Raw genomic sequence first — 14,561 nt, 5'->3', positions numbered from 1 at the left:
GATTAAAAAATATCAAGTGATAAATTTTGTTTTATAAAACTTTATCTTTCAACCATACACGTATTTCGTGTAGTGCCTTATTGAAACCACTATAGACTGATGTCGCAGGAATAGCTCGCAATGAACCCTCTATTGAGGACATAGCAATCAGCTTCGAATCTTTTCTTGGGCTGAAAATATCATCTTCCCAATACACTGAAAACATGGGTACAGGACAACGACGGCCCAATAACCCTTGATTCTTCAATGAATAACACGCCAATTCTGAACGCAATCTTTTTTCATCAACGTGATAAATACCTAAGCGATTGGCCAAGACATCGATATACATTGACGGAATTTTCTGCTGTAATTTTTCATCATGCAGTAATTCATGCACAATCGGGCCGACTACCGATACGCCTTTAATAAGTTTCGGCTCCAGATAGGCAAGCCGAACAGCGATATTTGCCCCAAAACGAAAACCAAATACACCTACACGGGTATGATCAATCCACGGCACGCTATTTAGTTGTTGTAAAACTTGTTGATGAAGTACACAGGTATCCTGCGTCAAAGTAAATTTAGCGGAATAACCAACAGAAGGTATATCCAGCGTTAACATGGCAAAACCAAGAGGCGAGAAATGTTCACGAAACAACCGCCAGCAATCACTCTGGACATTATCAAGGCTGGCACAAACTAATATCGTTGGATAAGGCCCTTGTACATGGGAAGGCAAGTGTAATAATCCAGTAACACTTTTACCCCCTTCCAACTGGAATTCCAGTTTTTTTAATTCATAGTCAGAAAAACGCGCTGCATTTTCATAGGCTTTATTAGCCAGCACAATGGCCTGATCTGCCAGTTCATCACCACGTAGATGAGGATAAGCTGCAATACTATACAGCGTTGCAGCCTTTAACCAACATGCTCCGGCTTTTTCCGTATCTTCAGTACACAATGCTTCCTGTTGCCAGTACATTGCCTGCTGAGACCACTCAAATGCCCAGTTTCCTTTACGATAGCCGACCACAGTATCCAACAAATGTTCAGTACTGCGCTCGGCATCTGTCACGGCAATCCGACTGAGGACATCTTGAATTTCCAGTGGATTGACTCCCCTCCAGATCCAAGCGAGCCAATTAATCATGCGATACCAACGCTCGCGGCGCTCCCCACCAAGCATACTATCACTGGTCGTTACAGATTGTGGGCGAGTATATTTAACCAGTGTTGAGGTTTCCCGCTGTTTAAACCGAGGCTTAAACAGCGCTTCTGACAGGTTTTGTTTCGTCATGACAAAAGAAAAATCTTACTGTTTCTCACAAACGGGTGGAACGAACACGACGCCCATATCCCACGGCTGCTCAATCCATGTGTTTTGGGGAATATCAATAACATAATCATCTACAAGAGGGCGACCAGCAGGTTTGGCAAAAATCGTGACAAAGTGAGCTTTCGGATACATTTCACGGATTGCCTGAGCAGTGCCTCCGGTATCAACCAAATCATCAACAACGATAAACCCTTCACCGTCACCTTCCGCTTTTTTCAATACTTTCAACTCACGCTGATTATCGTGATCATAGCTGGAAACACAGACAGTATCGACATGGCGAATGCCCAATTCACGCGCCAGTAACGCTCCCGGAACAAGGCCACCACGGCTAACGGCAATAATGCCTTTCCACTGTTCTACGGGAAGTAAACGTTGCGCCAATTGACGGGCATGCATTTGCAACATATCCCACGTTACAACATATTTTTCACTCATAAAATTAGATCCTGGAAACTAAAGAATATTTCAGAAAAGTGTTTTTTGCGGAAAAAAGGTTGCGCGAGATTATAGTGATTTGAACCAACAAAAACCAGTAAAAACAAGGTAAGCCCTCATTCTTACTGCCCATTGCTGGCAATAAAATGATATTCTCAAGCATAGCATGGATGTTAGGCCAATGCAGATGACAAAAACGCCCTGATGTGTCAAACATGACCACTTTCATCTCACTAAGATTCAGTTACAGGAGATTCGCCGTGTCCGAATTATCAACGCTATCCCCACAACCCTTATGGGATATTTTTGCCCAGATCTGTTCCATCCCTCATCCTTCTTATCATGAAGAAGCGCTCGCATCCCATATTATTGAGTGGGCAAAAAACAAAGGATTCCATGTAGAGCGGGATGAAGTGGGTAATATTTTGATCAGAAAGCCAGCTTCAAAAGGTATGGAAAATCGCAAGGCTGTTGTACTTCAAGCACACCTTGATATGGTTCCACAGAAAAATAACGATACTCAACACGATTTCACAAAAGATCCTATTCGTCCTTACATTGATGGTGATTGGATTACGGCTGATGGTACAACTTTAGGCGCGGATAACGGTATTGGTATGGCTTCCGCTCTGGCGGTTTTGGCGGATGAATCCGTTAAACACGGTCCATTGGAAGTTTTATTGACCATGACAGAAGAAGCAGGTATGGATGGCGCATTCGGCTTAAAATCCGGCTGGCTGCAAGCTGATATTCTGATCAATACCGATTCAGAAGAGGAAGGTGAAATCTACATGGGTTGTGCGGGCGGCATTGATTTTTTCACAACCTTACGACTATCCCGTGAAGCACTGCCAGCTAATTATAAAACCTTGCAATTAACTATTAAGGGATTAAAAGGTGGTCACTCTGGTGGTGATATTCATCTTGGATTGGGTAACGCCAACAAATTACTGGCTCGTTTTCTGGCTGCGTATTCCAGTGAGCTGGATCTGAAATTAATTCATCTGCAAGGTGGAACCCTGCGCAATGCCATTCCTCGTGAAGGTTCTACTGTGATTGCTGTTCCTGCTGATAAAGTTGAAAAACTCTATCAAATAAAAGATAGCTATCAGGAGACATTGAAGAACGAATACTCCGTGGTTGAACATAATCTCACTCTCTTGTTAGATGAGACCGAAGCATCATCACAAGCGCTAACAACGGATTGCCAGACTCGCTTCATAGCCATGCTCAATAGCATGCCGAATGGTGTTATTCGTATGAGTGATGTTGCCAAAGGCGTTGTAGAATCTTCACTGAACGTAGGCGTTATAACCATGGACGAAGAGAAAGCCGAGGTTATCTGCCTGATCCGTTCACTTATCGAAAGTGGCAAGGTTTACGTTACTGAAATGCTGCATTCTCTGGCAAAACTGTCTGGCGCAGAAACCGTGGCAAGTGGCAGCTATCCGGGCTGGCAGCCTGATGCCAATTCTCCAATCATGCATTTAGTACGTGAAACTTATCATCAACTTTTCGATAAGACGCCGAATATTATGGTGATCCACGCTGGATTAGAGTGTGGCCTGTTCAAAAAACCGTATCCGGCTATGGACATGGTTTCTATCGGCCCAACCATTCGGGGTGCCCATTCCCCTGATGAGAAAGTACACATCAAAAGTGTTGGTCAATATTGGCAGCTACTCACTGCAATTCTAAAAGCTATTCCGGCTAAAGAATAATAGAAGTTATACGGCCTCTCCCCCGCCACTGCTTGTGGGGGAGATTGCGTTTTTTACCCCTTACCATTCCAATAAAAGCTGACGCTCCAGTTGTGGGTCTTGTAATGTCACATGCAGCCCAACCAACCTGACCCCTCGCCCTTCCCTACGTGTTTCCCAGGCACGTTTTGCTATTTGAATCAGATCGCGTTTATCCAACATAGGATAGACATGTTCCTGTGTCGTCAATTGAAAATCATCAAACTTTAATTTGATACCTTGACGGGCAATGCGGAGATCAGGTTTTACCTTTTCCAGCCGTTTTTTCAGCTCAGGGTAAAGTTGTTCAATCAGCTCCACACATTCATGCCATTCATGGATATCCTGCGCCAAGGTTTTTTCTACCCCAACGGATTTACGCAAACGTTCTGACGTAATCTGCCGTTCATCAATACCATGACAGCGCTGCCAAAGTGATAACCCATACTTACCCAAACTTTTTATTAGTGCCAGCTTGTCATAACGTTGCACATCAGAACAGGTTTCCAATCCCATATCTGATAAACGCTTGGCTGTGACTTTGCCGACACCAGGAATTTTGCGTAATGGCAGTGAGTTAACAAAAATATCTATTTGTTCAGGAGAGATAACATATTGCCCATTGGGTTTATTGATATCAGAAGCAATTTTGGCTAAAAACCTAACGGGTGCAACGCCTGCGGAAGCAGTTAACTGCAATTCATCAAAAATGACCTGACGGATTTCTTGAGCAATCAAAGTGGCAGAACCGTGACAATAACGGCAATCAGTCACATCCAGATAGGCTTCATCTAAAGAAAGAGGTTCGATCAACTCAGTGTAGCGGGAAAAAATTTGACGGATATGTTGAGATACTTCTTCATAATGCGCCATTCTGCCAGGGATAACTTTCAATTGTGGGCAGAGTCTTAATGCCATGGCAGTGGACATCGCACTATGCACCCCAAAGCGGCGGGCAGGATAATTTGCCGTACTAATGACCCCTCTTCGAGAGGCACTTCCGCCAACTGCAACAGGAATATCGCGAAGTGCAGGATTGTCCCGCATTTCAATGGCAGCAAAAAAACAATCCATATCAATATGAATAATTTTGCGCATCTGATCTCCCCACACAAAAGTACTGTATAAATATACAGCAAGAGATCATAAAACTCTAGTTAATTTTTCAAAGGAACTTCAAGAAGTTGATTTCTCAGATACTCTTATAGGATACAAATGAATAACTGTATTCATTATGAAAAAACCAGTCTTGTATCTTAAATGGAATTTGTCAGCAACCCTAAGATAAATAATTTCTATTTTGAAATCAATTATTTTCAATGTTATAGCTTCTATAGTATGTTTACATTATGAAATAAATGATAGTTAAAAACAAAAAACAAAATATTTAACAAAAACTTACATTAAATCATCCCACCTAACAAAAAAGGTAAACCAAGATTCAATTTTGAATAGATTCTGTCAGCGATCTTAAGAAAATAATTTCTATTTTGAAATCATTTTTTGCAGTGTTATAGTCTTAATAATATGTTTATTATATGAGATGAACGACAGTGAAAAAATCAGAAAACACAATAAATAACAGTTTCTTAGATCAAACCATTTCACCTAGCCAAAAGAGTGAGCTGGGATTCAAACTTGTTCTGGTTCTGGGAATGTTGAGTGCCATTGGCGCTCTTTCAACCGACATGTACCTTCCTTTGTTCCCCGCCATGTCACACGCACTAATCACGACTCAGGCTGGTATTCAATTAAGTCTAACTTCATTTATGGCGGGTCTTGCCATTGGACAATTAATCATTGGTCCCTGGTCGGATGCTATTGGCAGGAGAAAACTGCTATTAGGTGGCATGATTTTGCTAACTGTAGCATCAATTGCTTGTTCATTATCCTCAAATATTGAGATGTTAATCATTAGCCGCTTTTTTCAAGGTGCTGGTGGCGCATCAGGTATTGTTCTGACACGAGCCATTGTTTCCGACCTCAGTTTCGGTAACAAAGCCGCTTACTATTTCAATCTGATGCTGGCAATACAAGGTGCAGCACCAATAGTTGCTCCATTGATAGGAGGAATTGCTGCTTATTTCCCGTGGCAGGTTGTATTTATCTTTATGGCGGTTATTTCACTGATAATTACCACCTTAACGTTCGTTTATGTACCGGAAAGTTTACCGGGTAAATCAGCATCTGGTGGCAATAAGAACAATCTGGTTAAGCAATTTTTAAAACTGTTCAAAAATAGAACCTATATGGGATATACCTTAATATTCTCCTCCACTTTCGGGGCACTGTTTGCCTATATTTCAGCATCACCTTTTATATACCAGTCCATGTTTAAATTCAGTCCTGGATTTTTTTCCATTGTATTTGCGATTAATGCCGGAATTATGATGTTCAGTAGCATACTGAGTGCCCGGTGGGTTGAGCGGTTCGGTGCCAAAACGCTGGTCATAATTGGTGTTGTAACCACTTTCGTCTTAGCTTGTTTGCTACTGGTTGTGAATTATCTCAGCCTCTATCAGCTTGAGTTAACGACGGCAATTTTTATGATGCTTATGTTTACGATGGCATTTATTTTTGGCAATGCAGCTAGTTTAGCATTAACAGCAGTTCCTGATGTAAGAGGGGCTGGCTCTGCTGTCCTCGGTGCTCTTCAGTTTGGCGCGGCTTCTTTAACGGCATTTTTAACTGGTCTTGGCAAATCTGTGTCTCTGTTTCCTATATCTATTGTATTAATCGGCTGTGGGATTATCACTCTCTTTTCCCTGATGTTAGTGCGTGTAAGGAGATAAGTGAAATGAGAAATCATGAACAAAACACCATTGAAATTCGTGGTGCAAGGCAAAATAACCTTAAAGGTATTGACTTACGTATTCCTAAGAATGTCATCACTGTGTTCACCGGTGTTTCTGGTTCAGGTAAAAGTTCTCTTGTATTCGGTACAATTGCAGCAGAATCCCAAAGACAACTCAATGATACTTTTCCTCCTTATATCCGACATCGATTACCGTACTATGGCCAGCCTGACGTCGATGAGATAAATAACCTTACCACCGCAATTATCATTAACCAAAAGCGGATTGGGGAAAATGTCCGCTCGACGGTGGGTACAGCATCAGATATTTACACTTTGTTGCGCCTTCTGTTTTCCCGAATCGGTAAACCCTTTGTCGGGTATTCCAACATTTTCTCTTTCAACCACCCATCAGGTATGTGTCCCAATTGTGAGGGGCTGGGCATTGCCAGTACGATAGATGTAAAAAAACTGCTGAATGAAGACAAATCTCTGAATGAAGGTGCAATCACATATTCCTCATTTGCACCAGGAACCTGGCGGTGGCGCCGATATGTTCATTCGGGGTTGTTTGATAATAATAAGAAAATCACCGATTACTCGACAGAAGAACACCAGCTTTTGCTTTACGCGGATAACATTGCGCCGACCAACCCATCCCCTGATTGGCCTAAATCTGCCCGATTTGAAGGACTCATTCCTAGGTTCACTCGCAGTTATCTTGTAAAAGATAACAAAGAGTACAAAAGTGAAGAATTTCGGAATATTGTTTCAATGCAACAGTGTCCTGTCTGTCATGGACAGAGACTTAATAAACAGATCCTGTCATGCTTAATTCAGGGCAAAAGTATCGGTGATTGTGTCGATATGCCGATTATAGCGCTAAGCCAGTTTATAACTACATTGGCTGATCCTTCAGTGATTACGCTAATTAATGCCTTAAAAGAACGTTTAGCAGCAATGTGCTCTATCGGACTGGGATATCTGAATCTTAACCGTTCAACCACAACATTATCGGGTGGAGAGTCACAACGATTAAAAATGGTGCGGCACTTGGGCAGTAGTCTTACCGGAATGACTTATATTATTGATGAACCCAGCACCGGATTGCATCCAGCCGATATAGCAAAACTTAATACACTGATTCAACAATTACGTGACAAGGGCAACACTATCTTGATGGTCGAACATGATCCAGATGTCATTAAAATCGCAGATCATGTCATTGATTTAGGCCCCTGTGCAGGTGATAACGGTGGAACTATCACTTATCAGGGCAATCTGAATGGGTTACGTACCTCTGACACATTAACAGGAAAATATCTGTCTCAAACAACCCGCCTTAATCGAAATCCTAAAAAACCGCTTGGTTATATCTCTGTCAGGAACGCAACGCTACATAATCTTAAAGAGATATCTATAGAGGTTCCGCTGGGAATAATGCTTGCTGTCAGTGGCGTAGCAGGCTCCGGAAAAAGCTCCTTAATTATGGGAGAAGTTGTTCCTCAATGTACAAATGCTGTTGTTATTGACCAAAAACCTATTCATACCTCGAAACGCTCGCATATTGCATCGTGGAGCGGTATTTTTGATCACATCCGGGAGCGCTTTGCGCAGTCTAATCACGTGGATAAATCGTGGTTTTCCCCAAATGCTAAGGGCGGATGTCCGGAATGCAAAGGATTAGGCGTGATTGAAACCGATTTGGCTTTTATGGATTCGATATCCTTGCCTTGCGAAGCTTGTCAGGGGCAAAAATTCAATAAAAAAACTTTAAATTATAAATACAAAGGAAAAACGATTGTTGATCTCATGAATCTGAGTATTACTCAGGCAACAAATTTTTTTGAGGGAGACAATCAAATTCACCCAACATTAATGCGCATTCAGGATGTTGGATTGGGTTACATGCGTCTCGGTGAATCACTTGATCACCTGTCTGGGGGAGAATGTCAAAGACTGAAACTCGCATCTTACCTTAACAATAAAGGTGACGTGTATATCTTTGATGAACCAACGACCGGGCTTCATCCTTCTGATGTGGCTGTGCTTATTACGTTATTTCGCCGCCTTGTCGAACAGGGAAACTCTGTTTTGATCATCGAACACAATATAGAAGTTATTGCAGAAGCGGATTGGATTATTGATTTAGGTGAAGGCGCAGGGACTGAGGGTGGTCAGGTGATGTTCAGTGGCACACCACAGGCGATGTTTGAAGAGGGTAATTCATTGACCGCGGATTATTTACGTCAACATTGTCGCTAAATAAAGCCAACAAAAAAATAAAGTGCCAATCAGTTAAGCGGGACAAACAAGTATATTCTTCAGCATGTTACATAGATTATCCCAACAAAGATTCACGATTTATTTATTTTAATACATTGATTTTTAAAAAATTCACCTTCACATCCTATAGAATTATTAATCATCCAATTATAAATAGGAAATGCATCAATAGTTAAAAAGGATTCGTTATGAAACTGTATCTGGCTATCAAACAAACAGGACATGACATCACAACGGTTCCTGAATCAGCATGGTTAAAAAAACTCGAACACATGGTTGTCAATGGTAATGACGTGGCGTTGGGTTCATTGATTCACCTTTTTAAAGAGAATGCTTTAAATATTGGTAATAGTACCTATAACAACCAAAGCACACGCGAGGCCATTAACGCCTTGGGTCTCGATTTTCCAGATATTAATGCCAAAACTTTCTCAAAATTAATTTCTTATTTTATGAAAAAATCAAGCATACCTTCATATAAACCTGAAAGTAAGCAACCTGTAAAACACTAAGGAGAAACGATGTTTAAAACTGTGTTCGATAAATATATAGAAGCCGTTTTGGCAAAATCTCCAACAAAACTTGCGGCTCTATTTTGTGACGATGGTATCCTGAGGTTACCATTTCGTACCAGTCGCGATACCATTGAGAGCCAGTCACAGATACTTGAGCATTATTCAGCAAGTTTTGGTCAGGCACCTCTGATTTTTACTTCTGTTCAGGATGTAGAACTATACCCTACAAATAACCCTGATATTTTTATCGTTGAATATCGCTTGAATGGTAAAACGTTGCCACATAAGAAAAATTTCTATTGCTCATATGTTAATGTGTTTAAATTGAACAATGGTAAGATTAAAGAATTGAATGACTATGAGGACGTTCTTAATCGAGCAGCCATTTTCTCTTGATTTTGACTGTTCATAATCGTAAATAAGTGGATATTTACGAGCCTGCCCCATAAAAATCATTTTTCGTTATAAAATTTTATTGGGACAGGCGATTAACTCGGTTTCTTATTCAACATTCAGGTTATAAAGAGTCCACATGAAAACAGATAATCAAGATATTTATGATACTACCGTAACACCTTTTGAAGATGCATTGAGTAGGCTACAGTGCGTTCTTGTTGCGAGAAGAACCATTACAAATCCTGAGGGTATTTCATGGGCGCAATATGATATTTTACATTTACTTCGACAATACCAGCCGATGAATCCTACTGTGATTGGCGAAAAGCTCGGTTTTACTCGCTCTAAAATATCTAAGACTCTGCGATTGCTAAAAGATAAAGAGCTTATTAAACAAGAGGCTGGAGAAAACGATAAACGCGAGCTGGTCACCAAATTGAGCCCAAAAGGGCTAAAGTTTTTGCAGCGAGCCGAATCCAGCAGACATAACATGGCTGATATTGTGGCGTCTAATATGTCCCAGGGGGAAATCGCCCTATTTACAGAACTTTGCCATCGTGCCGCAGATCTTTTATATGCACAAACCCCCATTCGTGATGAGGATTGAACATTAAGAAGAGAAAATCACGTTTCACAGAAACTGGCTTGAAACGTGATATCGGCTGAATCACTTTACGAAAGCGACGTTTTTTTCATATGTTTGTTGATTACCCACTAGGAAAAATCAATGTCTGCCCCGGTGCTTCACGGTTTAAGTGAATAAAATTCAGATGTTTTTCGTAGTGATCAAGAATATCGCTAATGATTTGCTCTTTCGTATAATCCATCAAATCATTGCCCTGCGTTCCTTCCATAAGAAAAGTTTCTAATCGGTAATAGTAAGATTTTCCCGATCTCGCTCGATAGGTAAATCCGGGCACAGAATAACGTTGTGGCCAGATTTGATAGATAAAATTCTGTTCATCACCTAAATCAACAATCAATTCTAATGGGCTCAGTCGTTTATTTCCTTTGGCTGGTAGCGCATTAAACTGAACCTTCGCACCACGCACCACCAACTCTTTAGCCACTTCCAGCATAGCCGGACGACACACCATATCCAACATTCGCTGAGTATTTTTCGTACCAGGAAAATGCATCATACGGCTCAAACGCTGCTTCCAGTTCAATGAGCCATTATCATGCATAAGAGTAGGAGAGGTATTTTGCAGTGAGCTGGCTTTACGGAAATCTTCTACCCGCAAAGACTTATATAGCCCCGCCATTACAAAGAAGATCACAAAACTAAAAGGCAGCCCCATAATGACCGTGGTATTTTGCAAAGCAGGAATACCATCCGTCATAAGTATACCCAACGTTAATACACCGATTGCCACCGACCAAAAGACACGCAACCAATTCGGTGCATCATTATTAATATCACTCAGATTAGAGGTGAAATTCCCTAACACTAACGAGCCAGAATCCGCCGATGTGACATAAAACAGTAATCCGGTAATGGTAGCCACAGAAGCACTGAATGTGAATGCCGGATAAAGTGCCAGCAAACGATAAAAACCTTGTTCTGGGTGTTGTAGCACGGTCTCCGCCAGTTGACGATTACCATGCAGAATTTCATACAGCGCACTGTTACCAAAAATCGATAGCCACAGCAGTGTAAAAACAAATGGAATGACTAATGTTCCCATAACAAACTGGCGAATAGTTCTGCCACGGGAAATGCGCGCCAGGAACAGCCCTACAAACGGCGACCAGGCCACCCACCATGCCCAGAAAAACAGAGTCCAGTTATTCATCCATTCAGTTGGGCGTTCAAATGCAAAACTGTTCAGCGTCATGCTCATAAAACGGCTGATATAATCCCCGACGTTCTGCACTAATCCGTTAAGCAGGAATTCGGTATCGCCCATAAACAAAATGAACAAAACCAAGCCAAGAGCCAGCAGGACATTCAATTCAGACAAAAATCGAATGCCTTTGTTTACTCCAGAAGTTACAGAGATAATGGCTATCACTACAGATAATAATATCAATCCTCCCTGCACCCCCAATCCTTGCGGTAATCCGAAAAGTACTTTCAGGCCATAATTCAACTGCACAACCCCAATTCCCAGCGTCGTTGCAATACCAAAAATGGTTCCTATTACGGCTGCAATATCCACCGTATGACCGATAAATCCTTTAATGCGGTCACCGAAAATAGGATAAAGTGCCGAGCGGATAGTCAAGGGCAAATTATAACGATAACTAAAATATCCCAGTGCAATTCCCATCAAGGCGTACATAGACCAGCCCGTCAGGCCATAATGGAACAGTGTCCACACCATCGCCTGACGAGCTGCTTCAATGGTTTCCCCCTGACCCGTTGGTGGTCGCATATATTGCGTAACAGGTTCAGCCACCGAGAAAAACATCAAATCAATGCCGATCCCAGCGGCAAACAGCATTGCCGCCCAACTCAGCAAACTGAATTCCGGCTTGGATTGCTCCGGTCCCAATTTGATTGAACCAAAACGGGAGGCTGCAACAAAAACCACAAACACAATGTAAAGTGTTGCGGCCAATAAATAGTACCAACCAAAAGTTTTAGACACCCAATTAAGTGTGTTTTTTATCCAAACACTGGTTGCCTCTGTGAAGAAAATCGTGAACAGAGAAAATGCAATAATCAGTCCGGCAGAGGTGAAAAAAACGACAGAATTCAAGGTATCCTTCTGGGTGTTTTTTGGACTGTCTTGTGTATTCATAGGCAGTTCCTGAAATTAATAGCATTAAAACAGATGAAAAGCATAATCCATATAACATTTTGAATTAAATATAAAATTTAAGATATCTAAAACAAACCCACTCCCTCGTTGTAAAATTATTGTGATAAAACATATTTAATTTTGATTGAACATTCAATTAAAAAAAAGTTTAATGCTGTCCGAATACTTGATTTTCTGAGCATAAAATCATGCCAAAAATTGGAATGCAGTCGATAAGAAAACAACAACTCATTGATGCAACATTAATCGTTGTGAATGAAGTTGGAATGCAGGAAGCAACTATTGCACAAATAGCCCGAAAAGCGGGAGTTTCCAACGGAATTATCAGCCACTATTTCAAAGACAAAAACGGCCTATTGGAAGCGACCATGCGTTATCTACTGCATCAGCTAAGAATGGCTGTAGCACGCCGATTACGCTTGCTAGATAACGCAACGCCCACGCAAAGGTTGAAAGCCATTGTCGAAGGGAATTTTGATCCCAGCCAGATCAACAGCGCAGCAATGAAAACCTGGCTGGCATTCTGGGCGAGTAGCATGCATCAACCAAATTTGTATCGATTACAACAAGTCAATGAGCGCCGTTTACATTCCAACCTGTGTGTTGAATTTAAACGTGCTATGCCAAAAGCAGAGGCACGGCTGGCGGCACAAGGTCTCGCTGCCTTGATTGACGGCATTTGGCTGCGAAGTGCATTAAGCAGAAAGCCTTTTGATATCGCAGGGGCATTCAAAATTACTATCGATTATATCGAACAGAAACTCGAATTATCTGATAAGTCCTGACTTATCAACTAATAGATAGACTCTTAAGGAGAATCTATGACTCATTTTGGCTTACAAAAACTTTATATCCACGGTGCTTATGTAGATAGCACCAATCCTGATAATACAATTTTTGACGCAATTAACCCAGCTAATGGCGAAGTTATTGCTCAATTTCAATCTGCAACAAAACAAGATGTTGATTTAGCAGTTGAAAGTGCCCAAAAAGGACAGAAAATCTGGGCAGCCATGACCGCGGTGGAACGTTCACGGATCTTACACAAAGCGGTGCATATCTTGCGTGAACGCAATAATGAACTGGCTGAATTGGAAACACTGGATACCGGCAAACCCCTTTCTGAAACCCAACAGGTTGATATCGTCACGGGTGCCGATGTACTAGAATACTATGCTGGCTTAATTCCAGCCCTTGAAGGCCAACAGATCCCATTACGTGAATCGTCTTTTGTGTATACACGCCGTGAACCATTGGGGATCGTAGCAGGCATCGGTGCATGGAATTACCCTATCCAAATTGCCCTCTGGAAATCAGCACCAGCTCTAGCTGCCGGCAATGCCATGATCTTCAAACCCAGTGAATTCACCTCCCTCACCGCTTTGAAATTGGCTGAAATCTATACCGAAGCTGGTTTACCTGATGGTGTCTTTAATGTCTTGACCGGAGCCGGCCATGAAGTCGGACATTATCTGACTGTTCACCCTAAAATCGCCAAAATGTCTTTTACTGGCGGTATCGTGACAGGCAAAAAGGTTATGGCAAATGCTTCCGCTTCCACCCTAAAAGAAGTCACGATGGAACTAGGTGGCAAATCCCCGCTGATCATTTTTGATGATGCCGACTTGGATCGTGCTGCTGATATTGCCATGATGGCAAACTTTTTCAGTTCAGGTCAGGTGTGTACAAACGGTACACGGGTCTTTGTCCCCAGAGCACTGCTCTCACAATTTGAAACAAAAATTCTTGAGCGTGTTAAACGCATCCGCATTGGTTCGCCTCTCGATCCCAACACTAACTTTGGCCCTCTGGTGAGCTTCCCACACATGGAATCTGTTTTACGCTATATCGAAAGCGGCAAAAACAGCAGTGCCCGCCTGCTTTGTGGTGGCGAGCGTCTGATGGAGGATGAATTGGCGAAAGGTGCATTTGTTGCACCAACAGTATTCAGTGACTGTACCGATGATATGTTGATTACACAGGAAGAAATCTTTGGGCCCGTGATGTCTATCCTGACTTATGAAACGGAAGATGAAGTCATTGTCCGCGCCAATAATACCCATTATGGTCTGGGTGCTGGGTTAGTCACCAAAGATCTTTCCCGCGCACATCGCGTGATCCATCAGCTAGAAGCAGGGATCTGCTGGATCAATACCTGGGGAGAATCTCCGGCAGCCATGCCTGTCGGCGGCTATAAACATTCTGGTGTTGGCCGGGAAAATGGGCTGGTCACACTCCAAAACTACACACAAACCAAATCAATACAGGTGGAATTAGGCAATTTTGAATCCCTATTTTAATCCACGC

Annotated in this window: 12 protein-coding genes; 8 read left to right on the top strand and 4 right to left on the bottom strand. The window is 42.0% G+C overall.

Annotated features, from left to right (window positions below; translation table 11 throughout):
• Positions 1–31: 31 nt before the first annotated feature.
• Entirely contained in the window at positions 32–1,279 is a 1,248-nt protein-coding gene (gene frsA / locus ACE1SE_RS05355) for an esterase FrsA (protein ID WP_374052964.1), read from the bottom strand.
• A gap of 15 nt (positions 1,280–1,294) precedes the next feature.
• Positions 1,295–1,756, bottom strand: a complete 462-nt coding sequence (gene gpt, locus ACE1SE_RS05350) for a xanthine phosphoribosyltransferase (RefSeq protein WP_374052963.1) — start codon at positions 1,754–1,756, stop codon at positions 1,295–1,297.
• A gap of 260 nt (positions 1,757–2,016) precedes the next feature.
• Between gpt and pepD the strand changes: the two genes are divergently transcribed.
• Positions 2,017–3,477: a beta-Ala-His dipeptidase gene (pepD, locus tag ACE1SE_RS05345; RefSeq protein WP_374052962.1), complete on the top strand. Its 1,461-nt coding sequence runs from the start codon at positions 2,017–2,019 to the stop codon at positions 3,475–3,477.
• A 60-nt stretch (positions 3,478–3,537) separates the two neighbouring features.
• Here the strand turns inward: pepD and dinB are convergent, their stop codons facing one another.
• Positions 3,538–4,593: a DNA polymerase IV gene (gene dinB / locus ACE1SE_RS05340; protein ID WP_374052961.1), complete on the bottom strand. Its 1,056-nt coding sequence runs from the start codon at positions 4,591–4,593 to the stop codon at positions 3,538–3,540.
• Positions 4,594–5,048: 455 nt separating this feature from the next.
• Between dinB and ACE1SE_RS05335 the strand changes: the two genes are divergently transcribed.
• The 5 genes from ACE1SE_RS05335 (at position 5,049) to ACE1SE_RS05315 (ending at position 10,093) form a co-directional block, all read left to right on the top strand.
• A complete protein-coding gene (locus tag ACE1SE_RS05335; RefSeq protein ID WP_374052960.1) occupies positions 5,049–6,287 on the top strand; it encodes a multidrug effflux MFS transporter in 1,239 nt (412 codons plus the stop codon).
• Between the two features lie 5 nt (positions 6,288–6,292).
• Complete coding sequence (locus ACE1SE_RS05330) at positions 6,293–8,554, top strand: ATP-binding cassette domain-containing protein (protein WP_374052959.1); 2,262 nt, start codon at positions 6,293–6,295, stop codon at positions 8,552–8,554.
• 209 nt (positions 8,555–8,763) lie between these two features.
• Positions 8,764–9,087, top strand: a complete 324-nt coding sequence (locus tag ACE1SE_RS05325) for a hypothetical protein (protein ID WP_374052958.1) — start codon at positions 8,764–8,766, stop codon at positions 9,085–9,087.
• 9 nt (positions 9,088–9,096) lie between these two features.
• Positions 9,097–9,486: a nuclear transport factor 2 family protein gene (locus ACE1SE_RS05320; protein ID WP_374052957.1), complete on the top strand. Its 390-nt coding sequence runs from the start codon at positions 9,097–9,099 to the stop codon at positions 9,484–9,486.
• 136 nt (positions 9,487–9,622) lie between these two features.
• Positions 9,623–10,093 carry a MarR family transcriptional regulator gene (locus tag ACE1SE_RS05315; protein WP_374052956.1) on the top strand — a complete coding sequence of 157 codons (471 nt, stop codon included), beginning with the start codon at positions 9,623–9,625 and terminating at the stop codon, positions 10,091–10,093.
• Between the two features lie 100 nt (positions 10,094–10,193).
• Here ACE1SE_RS05315 and ACE1SE_RS05310 read toward each other — a convergent pair whose 3' ends face one another.
• On the bottom strand, positions 10,194–12,233 hold the full coding sequence (locus ACE1SE_RS05310) for a choline transporter (RefSeq protein ID WP_374052955.1): 2,040 nt from the start codon (positions 12,231–12,233) through the stop codon (positions 10,194–10,196).
• 209 nt (positions 12,234–12,442) lie between these two features.
• Between ACE1SE_RS05310 and betI the strand changes: the two genes are divergently transcribed.
• Together betI and betB are read left to right on the top strand one after the other, a co-directional pair.
• A complete protein-coding gene (gene betI, locus ACE1SE_RS05305; RefSeq protein WP_374052954.1) occupies positions 12,443–13,039 on the top strand; it encodes a transcriptional regulator BetI in 597 nt (198 codons plus the stop codon).
• 36 nt (positions 13,040–13,075) lie between these two features.
• Positions 13,076–14,554: a betaine-aldehyde dehydrogenase gene (betB, locus tag ACE1SE_RS05300; protein WP_374052953.1), complete on the top strand. Its 1,479-nt coding sequence runs from the start codon at positions 13,076–13,078 to the stop codon at positions 14,552–14,554.
• The last annotated feature ends 7 nt before the right edge of the window (positions 14,555–14,561 follow it).

It is taken from the genome of Xenorhabdus taiwanensis (assembly GCF_036512875.1).
Classification (GTDB): domain Bacteria; phylum Pseudomonadota; class Gammaproteobacteria; order Enterobacterales; family Enterobacteriaceae; genus Xenorhabdus; species Xenorhabdus taiwanensis.
The sequence above is the reverse complement of the archived record's forward strand: the minus strand, read 5'-3'. Positions and strand labels throughout refer to the sequence as shown.